The sequence below is a fragment of the Ruegeria sp. BB7 genome (assembly GCF_056539365.1).
The window spans coordinates 372,360-390,225 of the sequence record NZ_JBQFUV010000002.1; the positions used below are offsets into that span (position 1 = coordinate 372,360).

Annotated in this window: 17 protein-coding genes; 6 read left to right on the forward strand and 11 right to left on the reverse strand. The window is 57.7% G+C overall.

Going from position 1 to position 17,866, the window contains the following annotated elements; all coding sequences use genetic code 11:
* Positions 1-24: 24 nt before the first annotated feature.
* Genes ACR0D7_RS07055 through alr form a run of 4 tightly spaced genes read right to left on the reverse strand, consistent with a single transcriptional unit; the run spans position 25 to position 3,189 of the window.
* Positions 25-636: a hypothetical protein gene (locus ACR0D7_RS07055; RefSeq protein WP_480678381.1), complete on the reverse strand. Its 612-nt coding sequence runs from the start codon at positions 634-636 to the stop codon at positions 25-27.
* Entirely contained in the window at positions 633-1,379 is a 747-nt protein-coding gene (locus ACR0D7_RS07060) for an ABC transporter ATP-binding protein (RefSeq protein ID WP_480678383.1), read from the reverse strand. The genes ACR0D7_RS07055 and ACR0D7_RS07060 overlap by 4 nt, the downstream gene beginning before the upstream one ends.
* The gene (locus ACR0D7_RS07065) at positions 1,376-2,158 is read right to left on the reverse strand and encodes an MlaE family ABC transporter permease (protein ID WP_170383070.1); all 783 of its coding nucleotides are present in this window, start codon (positions 2,156-2,158) and stop codon (positions 1,376-1,378) included. The genes ACR0D7_RS07060 and ACR0D7_RS07065 overlap by 4 nt, the downstream gene beginning before the upstream one ends.
* The gene (gene alr / locus ACR0D7_RS07070) at positions 2,155-3,189 is read right to left on the reverse strand and encodes an alanine racemase (RefSeq protein WP_480678385.1); all 1,035 of its coding nucleotides are present in this window, start codon (positions 3,187-3,189) and stop codon (positions 2,155-2,157) included. Before alr ends, ACR0D7_RS07065 begins: the two co-directional genes overlap by 4 nt.
* A gap of 216 nt (positions 3,190-3,405) precedes the next feature.
* Here alr and ACR0D7_RS07075 point away from each other — a divergent pair, with 216 nt between their 5' ends.
* On the forward strand, positions 3,406-3,945 hold the full coding sequence (locus ACR0D7_RS07075; protein WP_480678387.1) for a GNAT family N-acetyltransferase: 540 nt from the start codon (positions 3,406-3,408) through the stop codon (positions 3,943-3,945).
* A 1-nt stretch (position 3,946) separates the two neighbouring features.
* Here the strand turns inward: ACR0D7_RS07075 and ACR0D7_RS07080 are convergent, their stop codons facing one another.
* The 6 genes from ACR0D7_RS07080 to ACR0D7_RS07105 all read right to left on the reverse strand — a co-directional run bounded on the left by ACR0D7_RS07080 (position 3,947) and on the right by ACR0D7_RS07105 (position 9,934).
* Positions 3,947-5,437: a replicative DNA helicase gene (locus ACR0D7_RS07080; RefSeq protein ID WP_170383076.1), complete on the reverse strand. Its 1,491-nt coding sequence runs from the start codon at positions 5,435-5,437 to the stop codon at positions 3,947-3,949.
* A 235-nt stretch (positions 5,438-5,672) separates the two neighbouring features.
* Entirely contained in the window at positions 5,673-6,353 is a 681-nt protein-coding gene (locus tag ACR0D7_RS07085; protein ID WP_480678389.1) for an orotate phosphoribosyltransferase, read from the reverse strand.
* 142 nt (positions 6,354-6,495) lie between these two features.
* Positions 6,496-7,677: an ammonium transporter gene (locus ACR0D7_RS07090; RefSeq protein ID WP_480678391.1), complete on the reverse strand. Its 1,182-nt coding sequence runs from the start codon at positions 7,675-7,677 to the stop codon at positions 6,496-6,498.
* Positions 7,678-7,830: 153 nt separating this feature from the next.
* Positions 7,831-8,313, reverse strand: coding sequence for a CinA family protein (locus ACR0D7_RS07095; RefSeq protein WP_480678393.1), 483 nt, complete (start codon positions 8,311-8,313; stop codon positions 7,831-7,833).
* Entirely contained in the window at positions 8,310-8,807 is a 498-nt protein-coding gene (locus ACR0D7_RS07100; RefSeq protein WP_480678395.1) for a phosphatidylglycerophosphatase A family protein, read from the reverse strand. The genes ACR0D7_RS07095 and ACR0D7_RS07100 overlap by 4 nt, the downstream gene beginning before the upstream one ends.
* On the reverse strand, positions 8,804-9,934 hold the full coding sequence (locus ACR0D7_RS07105; RefSeq protein ID WP_480678397.1) for a bifunctional 2-C-methyl-D-erythritol 4-phosphate cytidylyltransferase/2-C-methyl-D-erythritol 2,4-cyclodiphosphate synthase: 1,131 nt from the start codon (positions 9,932-9,934) through the stop codon (positions 8,804-8,806). The genes ACR0D7_RS07100 and ACR0D7_RS07105 overlap by 4 nt, the downstream gene beginning before the upstream one ends.
* Positions 9,935-10,118: 184 nt before the next feature.
* Here ACR0D7_RS07105 and dusB point away from each other — a divergent pair, with 184 nt between their 5' ends.
* The 5 genes from dusB (at position 10,119) to ntrX (ending at position 17,365) form a co-directional block, all read left to right on the forward strand.
* Positions 10,119-11,102 (forward strand): tRNA dihydrouridine synthase DusB, encoded by a 984-nt coding sequence (gene dusB / locus ACR0D7_RS07110; RefSeq protein ID WP_480678399.1) that lies wholly within the window; start codon positions 10,119-10,121, stop codon positions 11,100-11,102.
* Positions 11,099-12,166, forward strand: a complete 1,068-nt coding sequence (locus tag ACR0D7_RS07115; RefSeq protein WP_480678401.1) for a two-component system sensor histidine kinase NtrB — start codon at positions 11,099-11,101, stop codon at positions 12,164-12,166. Before dusB ends, ACR0D7_RS07115 begins: the two co-directional genes overlap by 4 nt.
* 37 nt (positions 12,167-12,203) lie before the next feature.
* Positions 12,204-13,571: a response regulator gene (locus ACR0D7_RS07120; protein ID WP_480678403.1), complete on the forward strand. Its 1,368-nt coding sequence runs from the start codon at positions 12,204-12,206 to the stop codon at positions 13,569-13,571.
* Positions 13,572-13,670: 99 nt separating this feature from the next.
* Entirely contained in the window at positions 13,671-15,959 is a 2,289-nt protein-coding gene (locus ACR0D7_RS07125; protein WP_480678405.1) for a sensor histidine kinase NtrY-like, read from the forward strand.
* Complete coding sequence (gene ntrX / locus ACR0D7_RS07130) at positions 15,956-17,365, forward strand: nitrogen assimilation response regulator NtrX (protein ID WP_170572017.1); 1,410 nt, start codon at positions 15,956-15,958, stop codon at positions 17,363-17,365. Before ACR0D7_RS07125 ends, ntrX begins: the two co-directional genes overlap by 4 nt.
* Before the next feature lie 12 nt (positions 17,366-17,377).
* On the opposite strand, the gene ACR0D7_RS07135 is transcribed toward ntrX, so the two are convergent.
* Entirely contained in the window at positions 17,378-17,860 is a 483-nt protein-coding gene (locus ACR0D7_RS07135) for a hypothetical protein (RefSeq protein WP_480678406.1), read from the reverse strand.
* Between the last annotated feature and the right edge of the window lie 6 nt (positions 17,861-17,866).

Genomic DNA, 17,866 nt, shown 5'->3' on the forward strand with positions numbered 1-17,866 from the left:
ATTCGCTAGGTGCGTGAGACTATCCTATCCGCCTTTATTTGAAAGCCTCGCGTTCAACTCAACTTGCAATTCTGACAGTAGAGTATCGATACCGGCCATTATAGCTTCGATACAAACATCCCTATAAGCTCGATCTTTTGCCGGATAGCGGGAGCGGAACCTGTCGGAATCGTACTCTCCGTTCGTGTTCTCAAACAAACTGTAGTTGCTGTTGAGCGATTTAATGTGTGTCTGAAGATAAAACCACCTGCTTGTAGGTTGGCCGGAGTCCTCAATGCGTGACAGCATGCCAGCAGGTGGACCAACTAAGACAGCTGCTTGGAATGCAACGTTTTCTACGTTTGTTAGGTCATAGTCGAGGTCTAGGCGATCGTAGAGTTTGATAAGGTCGTGGCCCAATCTCTTGAGTTCAGTTTTATCACAACCTGCCAGAAGAAGAGCAGTCTTGAAGGTAAGCTCAGTCGTTAAGCCAAGGTTCTGGTAAACTGGCCCGACTCTAAAGACCCTTGCTTCTAAATCTGAGATTTCCGTTACGCTCTTTCCAATGTCTTTCTCGGAAATGAGTATTTTGCACAGTTTGAAATAGGCATTTGCGTAGTGGAAGAAATCGACAATTTCTTCGATGTCTCGGCTCATCTAACCGCCTCAATCGGCCCTTCCGCACTCCCGCTGATAAACTGCTCGACATAGGGGTCACCCGAGGCGTCCATCTGTCCGACCGGGCCGGTCCACTGGATCACCCCGTCGTGCAGCATGGCAACGTTGTCGGCAATAGCACGGACAGAACTCATGTCGTGCGTGATGGTCATCGCGGTGGCGCCCATTTCGGTCACGATTTCGCGGATCAGGTCGTTGATGACGCCGGACATGATCGGGTCCAACCCCGTGGTGGGCTCATCGAAAAAGATAATCTCGGGCTCGGCTGCGATGGCGCGGGCGAGGCCCACGCGTTTCTGCATGCCGCCTGACAGCTCGGACGGGAACCGATCGGCCACGTTGGATTTCAGGCCAACGCGGCGCAGTTTCTCGATGGCGATCTCGCGGGCGTATTCCGGCGGGCGTTTCAGTGGGCCGCGCAGTAGGCGGAAGCTGACGTTCTGCCAAACGGGCAGAGAGTCAAACAGCGCCGCGCCCTGAAACAGCATCCCGAACCGGGCCAGAAACTTATCCCGGTCGCCCTTGGTAGCATCCTTACCGTCGACATAGATCATGCCGCTGTCGGGTTTGATCAGGCCGAGGATACATTTCAGCGCAACTGACTTGCCGGTCCCCGAGCCGCCGATGATGACCATCGACGTGCCCTTTGGGATCTCAAGGTTCATACCCTGCAGAACCGGGTTGTCACCAAAAGCCTTTTGTACATTCTCCATCCGGATCATAGCGAGAAGAACACCCCTGTCAGAATGAAGTTGGCGGCCAGAATCATGATAGCGGCGGATTCGACCGAAGATTTGGTAGCTCGGCCGACGCCCTGTGCACCTCGACCCGAATTCATGCCGTAGTAGCACCCCATCAAGGCGGCGATCAGGCCAAAAGCTGCCCCTTTTACGAGCGAGGAAACGATGTCCCGCGTCTCAAGGAAATTGACAGTGTTGGACAGGTAGGTCGCCGGGTTGAAGCCCAGATTCTGGGTGGCAACGACGTAACCACCAGCGATCCCGATGATGTCGCCAATCCCAACCAGCAGCGGCACGGTGATCAGAGCGGCCAGAACGCGCGGGGCGGTCAGGTATTTCATCGGGTGGGTGGAAAGGGTGACCAACGCGTCGATCTGCTCGGTCACTTTCATTGTCGCAATTTCAGCAGCGATGGACGAGGTCACACGGGCGGCAATCATCAGGCCGACCAGCACCGGGCCAAGTTCGCGGACCATGCCAATGGCGACGATCTGGGGCACCACGGCCTCGGCGTTGAAACGCGCGCCACCTGCATAGATCTGCAAAGCCAGAGCGCCGCCGGTAAAAATCGCAGTCAGGCCGACAACCGGCAGGGACAGCCAGCCGATATTCATCAGCGCGACGGCAAACTCCCTTGGGTAATAAGGAGGGCGAAAGACGTGCGAAATCGCATCGACTGAAAACAGGGCCACTTTGCCGAAAGTGGCGAACAATGTCAGAATCGCACGGCCCAGCCCGCCCAGCAGATGCAAAGGGTTCATTCCACGTAGCCTCGGGAATAACGCGCACCAAGTGAGGTGAGGATTTCATATCCTATGGTGCCTGCGGCTTCGGCCAGATCATCAACCGTCTGGTGGCCGTTCAGGATGCGTAGACGTTCAGGATCTTGAGGCAAATCCGTGACATCCACAGTGATAAGGTCCATCGAGATGCGCCCGACCAAGGGGCAGGGTTTTCCACCCGCAAACACATCGATGCCGCCACCGATGGCCCGATGCAAGCCATCCGCGTATCCCGCAGCAACGGTTGCAATGCGCGACGGGCGCCGAGCAATCCAACAGTTTCCATATCCCACGGATTCTCCGACCTCGACGGGGCGAACCTGAATGACGGGCAAATCAACGGTTACAACGGGTTTGGCGTCCGCAAAAGGCAAGCCGCCATAGAGGCCAATGCCCGGGCGGCAGAAATCAAAGTGAAATTCAGGAGGCAGTAGCATGCCACCGGTCGCTGCCAGCGACCGAGGTGCGTTTATGCCATCCGTCAACTCGCGAAAGGTCTTCAATTGCTGTCGGTTCATCGGATGATACGGTTCCTCAGAACAGGCGAGATGCGACATGATGACAACAGGTTTTAGCGCTTCGACTTTTTGGCGCAATTCGGCCCAGTCGGCTGGCTCCCATCCCAGACGATTCATGCCGCTGTCCAACTGAATGCCAAACGCGTGATCCTGAAGCGCCTGCTGATGCCGAACGAATTGTTCGGGCGAGTTGATCAACGGTGTCAGGTCGTGATCCCGCAGCAAATCGGTGTCGCCTTCCATATGGCCCGAGAACACGCCGATCATCGGGCCGGGGCCAACAGCTTGGCGAACAGCGACACCTTCCTCGGCTGCTGCAACAAAAAACTTGCGGACGCCTTCCTCGGCCAGAGTGGAGGAAACTGGCCCGACCCCAAGGCCATAGGCATCAGCTTTGACCACGGCGCCGGTTTCGACATCCGTTTTCGCATTGAGCGCCTGCCAGTTACTGGCCAGCGCATGAAGGTTGATCGTCAAACGTGCGGTACTCATGGTGCTGTTCATGACATTGGATCGCCGCAGGTCAAGGGGGGTAGAGGCAATTCTTCTACATATTGAGGCATTCTCGTGCGGGTTCCGGCCTGTCTTCCAAAGCCTTGGCAGGAAAAGGCCTTTTTAATACGGATCCGGGTCTCGTCATTGTGTCTGTAGCGTGATCAACTGAGGGTGCTGAAGCGGGATCGTTGATCTACCTAAAGGAGGCCGACAGTGTTGACTCTTACCACTGATTACAAAGCGCGGGTTGCGGAATTGCCCGGTTTGTTTCGCGATGTCTTCACCGCCTCTGAGAGCGCGGAGGAGGGGCACGCTGTTGGCGCTTTGGCAGAGGGTTTATTGAGCACGACTCCCGAGGACGATTTGATAGGTGTATTGGCGCTAGACGAGAGCGTGTTGTCAGGCTGTGTTTTGTTTACGCGCCTGAGCTACGATCAGGACCCACGTCAAGTTTTTTTGATGTCACCGGTGGCAGTGCGAACAGACAGGCAAAAATCGGGAATTGGCCAAAAGTTGATCGGTTTCGGGCTGGAAGAATTGCGCCTGCAAGGTGTGGATTACACCGTTACCTACGGTGATCCGGCCTATTATCAAAAGGTCGGGTTCCAGCAGATCACAGAAAACTTCGCGCAACCGCCCATGCCTCTAAGTATGCCGCATGGATGGTTGGGGCAGTCTCTGGCCGGTTCCGAAACACCGATTGAGGGGCCATCTCACTGTGTCAGTGCGTTCAACAGGCCCGAGCTTTGGTAAATCAGTAGCCCTCGTTCTGACCGTCCTGTTGCCAGGGTTTGACCAGATTGCCGAATCTTGTGAACTGTGCCTCGAACGAAAGCTCGACCGTGCCGATGGGGCCGTGACGCTGCTTGCCGACGATGACTTCAGCCTTGCCGTGTAGGCGCTCCATCGCTTCGATCCACTCGGCCATCTTGTCTGCTTCGTGATCGCCGGGCTTTTCGCGTTCCTTATAGTATTCCTCGCGGAACACGAACATCACCACATCGGCGTCCTGTTCGATCGAGCCCGATTCTCGCAGGTCAGAAAGTTGCGGGCGTTTGTCGTCACGGTTTTCTACCTGACGTGACAACTGAGATAGCGCGATGACCGGGATGTTGAGTTCCTTGGCAATGGCCTTCATGCCCATCGAAATCTCAGCGATTTCGTTGACCCGGTTGTCAGCCATACCCCGGCAGAGCTGCAGGTAGTCGATCACCAGCAGGTCCAACCCATGCGTCCGCTTCAACCGTCGCGCGCGGGCGGCGAGTTGCGAGATCGGCAGGGCGGGGGTGTCGTCGATGAACAGGGGGCAGGCTTCCAGATCTTTGGCTGCGTCTACGAAACGGCGGAACTCGGCTTCCGTCATGTCACCCTGACGGATTTTATGCGACGAAATCTCGGACGCTTCGGCCAGAACACGACCCGCAAGCTGCTCGGCGCTCATCTCCAATGAGAAGAAGCCAACGACACCGCCATCAATTGCGCCTTCGCTGCCGTCGGGCTTGGTGCCGCGCTTGTACGCCTTGGCCACGTTGAACGCCACGTTGGTCGCCAACGAGGTTTTACCCATCGACGGACGACCCGCCAGAATGATCAGGTCGGACGGGTGCAGGCCCCCAAGCTGTTTGTCCAAGTCGGCCAGACCGGTGGAAATCCCCGCCATGCCGCCACCGCGCTGATACGCTTCGTTGGTGACGTTGACGGCTTCTGTGACCGCCTTAAGGAAGGATTGAAAACCCTGTTCGGTCTGGCCCTGCTCGGATAACTGATAAAGCTGTTGCTCGGCTTCGACGATTTGTTCTTTTGGTTCGCTGGATACATCGACCCGCGCTGCCTTGTCCGAGATGTCGCGGCCCAACCGGATCAGCTCGCGCCGGATCGCGAGGTCATAGATCATCTGGGCATAGTCGTGCACCGCGAACGCACTGATCGAGGCGCCCGCCAGTTTGACCAGATAGGCGGGGCCGCCCAGTTCCTTCAGGCCCTCATCCTCGGCCATGAAGGATTTCAGCGTTACAGGCGAAGCCAGCGCGTTCTTGGCGATACGTGTGGCCGCGACTTCGTAGATGCGGGCATGGACCGGGTCATAGAAATGCTCGGCCCCGATGATCGAGGCGACCCGGTCATAGAGGTCATTATTCGTCAGAATCGCGCCCAGAAGCTGTTGCTCGGCCTCAATGGAGTGCGGCATGGTTTCAGCATTCTGAATCTGTGCCGCTGCCTGCTCGATACTGCTTATCTCGTTCATATTGTCCCCGCTGCCCTGTGGCAGTTCTAATCAATCAGGCCCGCACAAGGCTATCTGTAAATCTCTGAAGATAAGTCGCGTATAACTTTGCTTCAGCTTGGGATAACTTTGGGCAACTCTGCCAAAAATTGTCGCATCACGCAATATTTTGTGTAGCCGATATGCGGTCACACAAGATGCAAGTAGCTAGGGGGCGATTCTATGACAAGTTACCCCCAGCTTATTCACAGCCGCTTTAGGAAGATTTATTCGCTTCCTGCCAGCCACGGGGATCGTTCAGGAAGGCCTCGACACCGTCAAGTGTCTCTTGGTCAAAGGCTTTCTGCGCCTTGGCCTCGGCCAAAACATCCCACCAGGTGCACAGGTGATGCAGTTGCACGCCGTGGTCGCCAAGTGTTTTTTCGGTTTCAGGGAAGATGCCGTAGTAGAAGATGACCGCCGTATGCCCACAGGTCGCGCCGGTTTCGCGGATCGCATCCACAAAAGACAGTTTTGAACCCCCGTCTGTGGTCAAATCCTCGACCAGCAGCACTCGTTCACCTTCGCTCATCGCGCCTTCGATGCGGGCGTTGCGGCCATAGCCTTTGGGCTTTTTGCGCACATAGGTCATGGGCAGCGCCATACGTTCAGCCACCATCGCCGCGAAAGGGATACCGGCGGTTTCGCCGCCCGCAATGTTGTCAAACGCCTCGAACCCTGCGTTACGCATCACAGTGACCGTCAGGAAGTCCATCAGGGTCGAGCGGATGCGCGGGTATGAGATCAGCTTGCGGCAGTCGATATAAGTCGGGCTAGGCAGGCCGCTGGCCAGTGTAAACGGTTCACGGGAGTTGAAGTGGACGGCCTTGATCTCCAGCAGCATCCGCGCGGTCAGGCGGGCGATTTCGGTGCTATCGGGGAAAGAGCTGGGGATCATGGTGCAACCTCGAGACTGAAATGACGTTGCGGGCAGATAGCCTGTCCATCGCTCCAGAGTCGAGAGGGTTGCGTGCAAAAGAAAAGCGGACCCGCAAGAGGTCCGCTTTTGCCCTTTCGGGCGTCAGGCAGCCAAGGTGGGCTCAGCTGCTCATGTCATAAGCCCGTTCGCCATGTACCGACAGATCGAGGCCGTTTGTTTCGGTCTCGGCGTCTACGCGAAGCGGGGTGACGAGTGCAACCACCTTGATCAACACAAATGTGACAACTGCCGTAAATGCACCTACGATAACCAATCCTCCCAACTGCGCGGTCCAGGTGCCCAGGCCAAAGGCGGCTATCATGAGAGTGCCAAAAATACCGCCGACACCGTGCACGGCGAAGACGTCCAGCGTATCGTCGATATTCAGCATGTTGCGGACGACGTTGACGGCTTCCTGACACAGCACACCTGCTACGGCCCCGATAATCAGAGCCTGAACCGGATCGACATAGCCTGAGGCCGGAGTGATCGAGGCCAGACCGGCAATCGTGCCGGTCACCAGACCCACCATCGAAGCCTTGCCGTATTTGATCCGTTCCCACAGCGCCCATGTCAGAGAAGCGGTTGCTGCAGAAATATGCGTGACAGTCATCGCCATTGCTGCGCCACCGTCAGCCGCCAGCTGCGAACCTCCGTTGAAGCCGAACCAACCGACCCACAGCATCGCGGCACCGATCATGACAAAGCCGGGATTGTGCGGAGGTGTGGTACGGTTGCGGCGCGGGCCGAGTATTGCCGCGATGATCAGCGCAGCAAGACCGGCGGTTTCATGAACGACAATACCACCAGCAAAGTCGCGCACGCCGATCTCGCCCAGTATACCGCCATCGGTCAGCATGCCGCCGCCCCAGATCCAGTGAACGACAGGCGCATAGCACAGCAGCATCCATAGGCCCGAGAAGGTCAGAACGAAGCCAAAGCCTACGCGTTCAACATAGGCGCCCACGATCAGTGCCGGGGTGATGATGGCAAAAGTCATCTGGAAGGCAAAGAACAGAACCTCAGGCAAGGTGCCTGACAGGCTGTCAGCATCCACACCGTTCAGGAAGGCTTTGCCCAGGCCGCCCCACAAGCCCGACCCACCATCGCCAAACGCGATCGAATACCCTGCGACCAGCCACAGAATGCTCATCAAACAAGCGATGCTGAAACAGTGCATGAACACGCTCAGCACGTTGCGGGCGCGCACGAGGCCGCCGTAGAACAGGGCCAGGCCCGGCAATGTCATGAATAGGACCAGGGCAGTTGCCACAATAATCCAGGCGGTATCGGCTCCGTTCATCAGCCGGTCTCCTCTTTGCGTCTCAAACTTGCACAGCGCGCTTTGAAGCGGAGGGCGTGAGAGGAAAAAAGAGGCAAAGGTGAATTTTGGCGCCTGTTTAAGGGGCTTTTGGTCAACTGGCGATTAAATGAGCGGCAGTTGGCGATGGTTGCCTTATATTTGTGCGAGATTGAAAAGGCCTTGTGATAGCAGATCCAGCGCATGATCCCGCGCAGCAATGCGAACGTTGCTGCGTCCTCGCGCGCCGAATTCCACAGTTTCCGTGCGCGTCGGTAGCCCGTCGGCTGCCAACCCAAAACAGACCCGGCCTTCGGGCTTGAATTCTGAGCCGCCGGGCCCCGCGATGCCTGTGACCGAGACCGCAAGCTGAGCGTCCGAGCGCCGTATCGCCCCTTCGGCCATTTCGCGGGCGACCTCTTCGGACACCGCGCCATGTGCGGCCAGCGTTTCGCCTGACACGCCCAACATCTGCTGTTTTGCGGTGTTTGTGTAGGTGATAAAGCCACGCTCAACCACGGCAGAGCTGCCGGGTATATCGGTCAATGCCGCTGCAACCAAACCGCCAGTGCAGCTTTCTGCAGTGGCGATCATCACTTGTTGCGCCTTGGCACGGTCGAGCACGTCTGAAACGGTCATAGGCCCATCACCCCGTGCGCGATACCGGCAAGGATCAGCACACCGATCGCGGCGAGGATACCTGCAATCACATCGTCCAACATGACGCCCATCGCGTCGTTGCGCCGATCGGCCCAGCCGACGGGGCCGGGTTTGGTGATGTCGAACAGGCGGAACAGCACGAAACCGGCGATCCAGCCGGGCCAAAGTGCTGTGATCTCGATCCCATGCGCCCACGAGGGGTAGGATACCGCCCACAGAGCGATGAACTGCCCTGCAACCTCGTCAATAACGATCTCGGACGGGTCGTGATTGTCCTGACCCGCAGTCAAGACGCGGGTTGCCCAGAGACCGCCGAAAAACACGGCGACAGTTGCGATGACCAGTAAAGGAAATCCGCCCAACGTGTGCAGCACCCAAGCTAAGGGCAGGGCGGCCAGCGATCCCCAAGTGCCCGGCGCAGGACGCAGATAACCGACACCGCCGACTGTTCCGATCAGACGCGCGGCCCTCATGATTTCACCAGGCAGGCTGTGGCCAACGAGGCAATCCCTTCGCTGCGGCCGGTGAAACCAAGCCGTTCAGACGTCGTCGCCTTGACCGAAACCTGATCCGCGCGCAGACCCATGATCCGCGCCATCTCGTCCCGCATGGCAGGCGCGTGCGGGCCGATCTTGGGGTATTCACAGACCAGAGTGCAGTCGACATTCGAGATGCGGTAACCCATCTCTCCGGCTAACTTGACCGCGTGGCGGAGGAAGATCTCACTGGCCGCGCCTTTCCATTGTGGGTCCGAAGGGGGAAAGTGCTGACCGATGTCGCCCTGCGCCAACGCGCCGTAAATGGCGTCGGTAACAGCGTGCATGCCCACATCCGCGTCCGAGTGGCCTTGCAGCCCGCGCTCATGCGGTACCTTCACTCCGCACAGGATCACATGATCCCCATCGCCAAACCGATGCACGTCGTACCCGTTGCCCAGCCTTACATCCATATCCATTCCCAATATGCGTTCCGCCCGGGCAAAATCCTCGGGCCGTGTTATTTTGATATTATCCGGGTCGCCCGGCACAATGGCCACGTCCAGCCCGGCGGCGCGGGCAACTTCCACGTCATCGGCGGCCCCTCCGGCGTGGACTGCATGTGCAGCGACGATGGCGTCATAGCGAAAGCCTTGCGGCGTTTGCGCTGCGAACAGACCGTCGCGGTCTTGTGTTCCGGTCACCACGTGCCCGTCCCCGGTCCAGAGCGCATCGGTTACTGCAAGGCCGGGCGCAGCAGCAAGGTGACTGTCCAGCGCTTTCAGAACCTGCCGAATGATGTGCTGGCTGACACAGGGGCGAGCAACGTCGTGAATCAGAACCTGTTGGATGTTCAGCGATGCCAGCGCCGTTAACCCGTTGCGAACGGAGCCCGCCCGATCACTGCCGCCTGAGGCAAGGATCAGGTCAGTGCCTTCGAATTCGGCCCAGGCCTCGTGATCATCTTCGGACAGCACCAGCACGATATGGTCCACCTGGCCCCGAAATTGGTCGAGGGTCCAGTCCGCGACGCGCCGCCCTGCAAGTGTACGCCATTGTTTGGGAACGCCCCCTCCGGCGCGCAGCCCGCGTCCTGCGGCGACAATGATGGCAGCGGTGGTCATGGGGCGTTGTCTCCGGTGATTTGCGGCCAATGTTTAGGGTGAGGTGAATGTAGAGGCAATCACTTGCGTAATGCTGCCTAAAAAATAGGCATGTGATGATTTTGCGGGCTTGATGGCCGCCATTTTGTTGTTCATGTGCGCTCAATTCGTTATCCAACCCGTAAATGCCCAAGGATTAAGCACGTTGACTCTGCAGCTCGCTGACAAAGCCCTGAACCCGCCGGTTTTGCTGGCACCGATGGCCGGAATCACCGACCGGCCATTCCGCGATCTTGTGATGCGGTTTGGTGCCGGCATGGTCGTCAGCGAGATGGTCGCCAGCCAGGAGATGGTGCAAGCCAAGCCCGGTGTCCGTGAGCGGGCTGAATTGTCGGCAGACGTGGAAAACACCGCTGTGCAACTGGCCGGACGCGAGGCGCATTGGATGGCTGAAGCGGCCCGTCAGGTCGCTGATCGCGGCGCGCGGGTGATTGACATAAACATGGGATGTCCGGCCAAGAAGGTGACGAACGGTTATTCCGGTTCGGCCCTGTTGAAAACGCCAGACCACGCGCTGACCCTGATCGAGGCCGTGGTCGAAGCTGTCGATGTCCCGGTCACGTTGAAAACCAGATTGGGGTGGGATGATAGCCTTCTCAATGCACCTGACGTTGCGCGGCGCGCGCAGGATGCTGGTATCTGCATGGTCACGATCCACGGACGCACTCGGTGCCAGTTCTACAAAGGTAGTGCTGATTGGTCGGCAATCCGTGCTGTAAAAGAGGCGGTTTCGATCCCGGTCATTGCTAACGGAGACATTGTGGACACAAACGCCGCGCGTGTGGCGTTGGATCAATCCGCTGCCGATGGCGTCATGGTTGGGCGCGGGGCGCAGGGCAAACCATGGGTTTTGGCCCAGATTTGTCACGACTTATACGGTGCTAAGGCACCCGTGATTCCAACCGGCGATGATCTGGTTGAGATGGTGCGTGCGCACTACCAGTCGATGTTGGAGTTCTATGGGGCCGATCTGGGGCTGCGCGTCGCGCGTAAGCATCTAGGCTGGTATATGGATGAGGCCGGAACACCTGCTGCCCTGCGGCGTTCCGTGCTGACGTCCCGCGATACGGATGAGGTGCTGCGCCTGTTGGGTGATGCTCTTGCCGCCGAAGGGGAGGTCGCGGCATGAATTCGGACCAGAGTATCTGGACATCGCTGCCAGTTCCGGCCTTCATCATTGATAACGAGGATCGGATTTCCGATGTGAACTCGGCGGGCGAAGGTTTCCTGAATGCCTCGCGCAAGTCGGTGATCGGACATCCGGTCTGGGACCAGATCGCCGTTGATGCCCCTTTAGAAGAAGCCTTCGAGCGTGCGCGCGAACAAGGTACTCCTTTGTTCGTGAACGATGTGGATGCCGGTTCGGGCAACCGCGCGCCGTTGCAATGTGCGCTGCAGATAGCTCCGCTGGTTGGGCATCCGGGGTCGATGATCATGATCATTTCTCCGCGCGAATTGGCCGGGCGGATGACGCGGGGAAACACAGTGAAATCCGCGGCGCAATCAGCCATTGGAATGGCCGAGATGCTTGCGCATGAGATCAAGAATCCTCTGGCTGGGATCACCGGCGCTGCACAGTTGCTTAGCATGAATATCTCGCAGCAGGACCTTGAATTGACAGATCTTATTGTTGAGGAAAGTCGCCGGATCGTGAAGCTTTTGGAGCAGGTGGAGCAGTTCGGAAACCTCTCACAGCCCGATTTCAAACCGGTGAACATTCACGATGTTCTGGATCGGGCGCGCCGTTCGGCGCTGCTGGGGTTTGGGGCCCATATGCGGATCATCGAGGATTACGACCCTTCGCTGCCGCTGGCATATGGTGACCCGGATCAGTTCCTGCAGGTGATCCTGAACTTGCTTAAGAACGCATCGGAAGCCGCTGATTCAAAGGGTGGCACGATCCGGCTGCGAACTTACTTCGAACACTCGTTCCGTCTGCGACGTAGCGATGGATCAGGCCATTCCTTACCGCTGCAGATCGAGATTATCGATGACGGCCCGGGCCTGCCCGAGAAAATCCAAAGCGATATTTTCGATCCGTTCGTATCGGGTAAGGAAAATGGCACCGGCCTCGGGCTGGCGTTGGTAAGCAAAATCATCTCGGACCATGATGGCTGGATTTCAGCCGACTCGGTGCCGGGTCGTACGGTGTTCCGCATTTCGCTGAGGCGGGCACCAAGAGATGCAACATGAAGCGGCCGTAAAGAGCTAAGAACAAGGAGAGCACCCAATGGATGGCACAGTATTGGTCGCAGATGACGACCGCACGATCCGCACCGTACTGACGCAGGCCCTGACGCGGGCAGGGTGCAAGGTTCACGCGACCTCGTCGCTGACTACGCTGATGCGCTGGGTTGGTGAGGGCAAGGGTGACGTGGTGATCTCGGACGTGGTGATGCCAGATGGAAATGGATTGGAGATGCTGCCGAAGATTGCGCAGGATCGCCCTGGTTTGCCGGTAATCGTAATCTCGGCCCAAAACACCATCATGACGGCGATTCAGGCCGCCGAGGCGGATGCCTACGATTACCTGCCCAAGCCTTTCGATCTGCCTGACCTGATGAAGCGGACCGCCCGGGCGCTGGAGCAGAAGCAACGGGTGCAGGCCGAAGTTTCCGAGCCCGCCGAGGACCGCCCCGAGGAGTTGCCCCTGGTTGGGCGCACTCCGGTCATGCAGGCGTTGTATCGGCTGGTTGCCCGGGTGATGAATACTGATCTATCGGTGATGATTTCTGGTGAAAGTGGCACTGGCAAATCTCTGATTGCACGCGCTATTCATGATTTCTCGGACCGTAGAACGCTTCCTTTTGTCACTGTCACGGCGGCAGATTTGCGTGATCTTGAGGGCCCTGCGCGTGTCATGGCGAGGGTGCGGGGTGGCACGCTGCTGATCGACGAGATCGCAGATATTGAAGATGAATTGCAGGCCCGCATCGTGCGAATGATGGATACACCCGGTGATCATGTGCCGCGGTTCATGGCCACTAGCCAATCGGATCTGACCGAAGCAATGGAGGGCGGCCGTGTACGGCAGGATCTCTATTATCGTTTGTGCGGTGCAACGGTACATGTGCCGGCCCTGCGCGAGCGCGTGGATGATATCCCCCTGTTGGCCGAACACTTTTTAGCGCGGGAAGAGCGTGAGCACGGCGCGATGCGCTGGCTCAGCGAAGAAGCGGTCGAACTGGTGCGGCGTTATTCTTGGCCTGGCAACGTTCGGCAGTTGGAAAATGCCATCCGACGCCTTAGCCTGACCAGTCGCGCCGATGAAATCTCGAAAACCGAAGTTGAGGCTGTGTTAGGCAGCCAACCCGAGGCCGAGCCGGTTCTGGGCGATGGGGAACGCGAAAAACTCTCGGCCTCGGTGGCCCGTCATTTGCGCCGCTATTTTGACTTGCACGGCAACATGCTTCCGCCTCCGGGCCTGTATCAGCGCATCCTGCGTGAGGTCGAAGCGCCCCTTATTGAACTGGCGCTGGATGCAACCGGTGGAAATCAGGCAAAATGTGCGGATTTACTTGGGATTAACCGAAATACGCTGCGCAAAAAGATTACAGACCTCGATATTCAGGTGACACGCAGGCGCAAACTGATGTAATATCGCCACACAAACCGTGGCATCCGGGTTTGCATCCGGCAACGACCACGACATATGGCGGTACGTCGCGCACGCGACACATCAGAATGAGGGCAGACGGTGGCAACCCGGGCACAGAGCGGGCCGATTCCAGCGATCAATCGGTGGCGGAAATCCCGAAAACTGCGCAATTTCGGCACTTTGGGGCTGGTTCTTCTAGGCCCTGTGTTGGCTTTGGCCACCTATCTTGTAATCGGACCGTTTGATCTTGGTGCGACTGCTCCGACATTGCGTCTGATCCTGCTGGCCGACCTCGTTTATGTGCTGGTCGTTGCCGCACTTGTTCTGGGGCAAGTCTTCAATCTTATCGCAGCGCGCCGTGAGAAATCGGCCGGTTCACGTCTTCATCTAAGGCTGATCGGCGCTTTCACGCTGTTGGCACTGGTTCCGACCGTGACCGTTGCGATCTTTGCGGGTCTGACCGTGAATATCGGCCTTGAGGGGTGGTTTTCGGAACGTGTGCGTCAGGTGGTGGGCTCGTCCCTGACAGCGGCAGAGGCCTATGAACTGGAGCATCGGCAGGGTCTGACGCAGGACGCGGCCGTTCTAGCGCGGTTTCTCGACAACGCCCGCAACCTCGACTTCTACATTTCAGACGCAGAGCTGCGTGAGGTTCTAGCGCAGGGGCAGGCACAGATTCAGCGGGGCCTACGAGAGGCGTATGTGATTGACGGCAGCGGTGAAATCCGGTCGCGTGGGGATCGGTCCTACCTGTTCAACTACGAAGCGCCTACCCCTGAGCAGCTTGTTGAAGCCAGGGATAGCGGGCTGCTAGTGATTGCTGATTGGCAGAACAACGAATTTCGCGCCCTTGTGCCATTGCAGGCATATTTGGACCGGTATCTATATGTTAGCCGCGAGGTGGATGGGCAGTTGTTGACCCTTCTGGATGACACCAAGGAAACGGCGCAATTCTACCAACAGCTTGAAAGCGAGCGGGGCAGGGTGCTGTTTGAGTTCGGGCTGCTGTATTTGGGTTTTGCAGTAATCCTTATTCTTGCGGCAATGTCGCTGGGAATGTGGTTTGCCGAACGCCTGTCACGCCCTGTGGGGCGGTTGACAACCGCGGCGCAGCGCGTTGGGGCCGGTGACCTGAGCGTTCAGGTGATCGAAGAGGCCAGCGATGACGAAATCGCTATGTTGGGCCGTTATTTCAATCAGATGACGCGGCAACTTAAAGGGCAGCGAGACACTCTTTTGGAAAATACCCGCCATATCGAACGCCGGCGGCGGCTATTCGATTCGGTGCTCAGTTCTGTGACATCGGGTGTGGTCGGCGTTGATCCGGATGGCTGCGTGACCTTTGTAAACCGCTCGGCAGAGCGATTGCTGGACTGGACGCGAGGGGAAGAACAACTGGCCATTGGTATCGCAGTGCCAGAGTTTCTGCCCTTGTTTGAAAACCTTAAGGATAGCGGGCAAGAGGCAGTGCAGGACGAGGTCAAGGTAACCCGTAAAGGGCGGCTTGAGAACCTGCTGGTCCGCATGGCCACCCGCCGTGGCGAAGATGGCGGGTTGGAAGGCTACGTGGTTGCATTTGACGACGTGACCGATCTTGTCAGCGCGCAACGGATGGCAGCCTGGGGTGATGTTGCCCGGCGGATCGCGCATGAGATCAAGAACCCATTGACACCGATCCAACTGAGCGCTGAGCGTATCAAACGCAAGTTCTCACGCAAGCTGGATGAGGGGGATTGTGACAGCCTCGTATCCATGACTGACGTGATTGTCCGGCAAACCAATGATTTGCGGCGCATTGTGGACGAGTTCTCAAAGTTCGCGCGAATGCCCGAGCCGGATCGCCGTGAAGAAGATATTGTCGGATTGGTACGCGAGGCGGTGCTGTTGCAGAAGGCCGGACAACCTGATGTGCAGATTGACGCCACTCTGCCGGATCAGCCCATTATTTCGGATGTGGACTCAACGATGCTGAATCAAGCGTTGACCAATCTGATCAAGAATGCCGGTGAGGCCATCGAAACGCTAAAACAAAAAGGCCCACCAGAAAACTTGAAGCCACGGATCAAGGTGGATGTCCGCAAGGATGACGCGGGTACGGTTATAACGATTGCGGACAATGGCGTCGGTCTACCCGAAGACAGGGCGCGGCTGTTCGAGCCATATGTGACCACACGTGACGAGGGCACCGGGTTGGGTTTGCCCATCGTCAAGAAGATTATTGAAGAACACGGCGGGGCGCTCACGCTTGAGGACGCACCCGTCTTTGACGGACAGGACCATTTTGGCGCGATGGCCGTGATCCGGTTGCCGGGGGGCAATTTTTCCCCGGTCGACGCGCTACAAAAGCAGGCAATTAAAACCAACATACTGAAAGCAGGCCAAAGATGAGCGACATTCTGATCGTAGATGACGAGCGCGATATTCGCGAGCTGGTGTCCGACATTCTGGAGGACGAAGGCTATTCAACCCGGCTGGCCGGCAACTCGGATGAGTGCATGGCCGAGATCAACTCTGAGCCACCGGGACTGCTGATTCTGGATATCTGGCTGAAAGATAGCCGCATGGACGGGATCGATATCCTGAAGGCTGTGAAACGCGACAACCCGGACGTACCGGTTGTTATTATTTCAGGCCACGGCAATATCGAAATCGCGGTGGCTGCCATCAAGCAGGGGGCATACGATTTCATCGAAAAGCCCTTTAATATTGATCAGCTGATGGTGGTGATCCGCCGCGCAATGGAGACCTCTCGCCTGCGTCGCGAGAATGCGTCGCTAAAGCGAAAAGAGGTCACCAATTCGGACATGATCGGCAAATCCGCCGCGTTCCGTGCGATGCAGGGCCAGCTGGACAAGGTGACCAAGTCGAACGGCCGCGTGATGTTGAGCGGCCCGGCCGGATCAGGCAAGGAAATCGCGGCGCGATATATTCACGCTCATTCCAACCGCGCCAACGCGCCTTTTGTGACGGTGAACTGTGCCGGGATCGAGCCTGAGCGGGTCGAAGAAGTTCTTTTTGGACGGGAATCCTCGGAACGTGGCATCGAATCCGGTCTGCTGGAAGAGGCCCATGGCGGCGTGGTCTATTTTGATGAAGTTGCGGACATGCCTTTGGGCACTCAGTCCAAGATCCTGCGTGTGCTCGTAGATCAGCAATTTCAGCGAGTGGGCGGTTCGGACAAGGTGCGCGTTGACTTGCGTGTCATTTCTTCTACCAACCGTGATCTTGAGGCCGAAATCGCGGCCGACCGGTTCCGCGAAGAACTGTATCACCGTCTGAATGTGGTTCCGATTGCGGTGCCTTCGCTTGAAGAACGGCGCGAGGACATCCCGGTTCTGGCACAGCATTTCATTGAGATGTGCAATGAAACGCAGGGTCTGGCGATGCGCGAGATATCAGAAGAGGCGGTGGCGTTATTGCAGACTATGACTTGGCCGGGCAATGTCCGTCAGCTCAAGAACCTGATCGAGCGCGTTCTGATTCTGGGCGAAGGATCGGGCCCGATCGAGGCCAAGGAACTGCCAGCCGAAGAGGAAAAGGCCGACGATACCGGACGTGTTGTGCTGTCGGGTGCCTTGGCCACCTTGCCCCTGCGCGAAGCCCGCGAAGCATTCGAACGAGAATACCTGCTGACCCAGATCAATCGTTTTGGCGGCAACATCAGCCGCACCGCCAGTTTTGTAGGTATGGAACGCAGCGCGCTGCATCGCAAACTGAAATCGCTGGGCGTTGTGACTTCGAACAAATCCGGCGCGCGGGTGGCGCAACTGGATGAACCGGAACCGGCGGAGTAATCCGTCGGGTCTTTATCCGGTCTGACCGGGAGAGATGATCTGGAACGACCCGTTGTCGTATTTCACATAGCACGACTGTGTTGTCAGCGGTGGCAAGGTTGTTGTGGGTACAGCTGGTGCCCGTGACTTATCGGCCTGCTTGCATGGCGGCAGGCTGACCGGACGAAATCCCTTTTTGGCCATGCACTGCGCCTCGACCTGATTCCGCAGCCCTTGATTGACATCCACAGTATAAACACGTCCAGGCTGCCACCAGCCGGCCGAGCGATAGCACTGTCCACGACTATCGCAATAGGTTCGACCGGGCCAATAGGTGGGCGGGCTTTGGCGAACCTGATTGGCGACTGGCACCTCATTGATGGCCTGAACCTGACATTGCGTGGTCTCGGTCTGTAGGCGAGATACGCTCTCGCCTTCGCGGTAATATAACGAAAGCGGGCTGTCGCAAGCCGACAGGACCATTACCGGTAGAAGTAAACGAAGCACTGTTTTCATACACTT

Bases quoted from the DNA above. Each gene is read 5' to 3' on its own strand.
- alr (WP_480678385.1), bottom strand. From the start codon at position 3,189: ATGAGTACCGCACGTTTGACGATCAACCTTCATGCGCTGGCCAGTAAC.
- ACR0D7_RS07115 (WP_480678401.1), top strand. From the start codon at position 11,099: ATGAATTCGGACCAGAGTATCTGGACATCGCTGCCAGTTCCGGCCTTC.
- ACR0D7_RS07090 (WP_480678391.1), bottom strand. From the start codon at position 7,677: ATGAACGGAGCCGATACCGCCTGGATTATTGTGGCAACTGCCCTGGTC.
- ACR0D7_RS07060 (WP_480678383.1), bottom strand. From the start codon at position 1,379: ATGATCCGGATGGAGAATGTACAAAAGGCTTTTGGTGACAACCCGGTT.
- ACR0D7_RS07055 (WP_480678381.1), bottom strand. From the start codon at position 636: ATGAGCCGAGACATCGAAGAAATTGTCGATTTCTTCCACTACGCAAAT.
- ACR0D7_RS07120 (WP_480678403.1), top strand. From the start codon at position 12,204: ATGGATGGCACAGTATTGGTCGCAGATGACGACCGCACGATCCGCACC.
- ACR0D7_RS07095 (WP_480678393.1), bottom strand. From the start codon at position 8,313: ATGACCGTTTCAGACGTGCTCGACCGTGCCAAGGCGCAACAAGTGATG.
- ACR0D7_RS07085 (WP_480678389.1), bottom strand. From the start codon at position 6,353: ATGATCCCCAGCTCTTTCCCCGATAGCACCGAAATCGCCCGCCTGACC.
- ACR0D7_RS07065 (WP_170383070.1), bottom strand. From the start codon at position 2,158: ATGAACCCTTTGCATCTGCTGGGCGGGCTGGGCCGTGCGATTCTGACA.
- ntrX (WP_170572017.1), top strand. From the start codon at position 15,956: ATGAGCGACATTCTGATCGTAGATGACGAGCGCGATATTCGCGAGCTG.
- ACR0D7_RS07100 (WP_480678395.1), bottom strand. From the start codon at position 8,807: ATGAGGGCCGCGCGTCTGATCGGAACAGTCGGCGGTGTCGGTTATCTG.
- ACR0D7_RS07105 (WP_480678397.1), bottom strand. From the start codon at position 9,934: ATGACCACCGCTGCCATCATTGTCGCCGCAGGACGCGGGCTGCGCGCC.
- ACR0D7_RS07080 (WP_170383076.1), bottom strand. From the start codon at position 5,437: ATGAACGAGATAAGCAGTATCGAGCAGGCAGCGGCACAGATTCAGAAT.
- ACR0D7_RS07135 (WP_480678406.1), bottom strand. From the start codon at position 17,860: ATGAAAACAGTGCTTCGTTTACTTCTACCGGTAATGGTCCTGTCGGCT.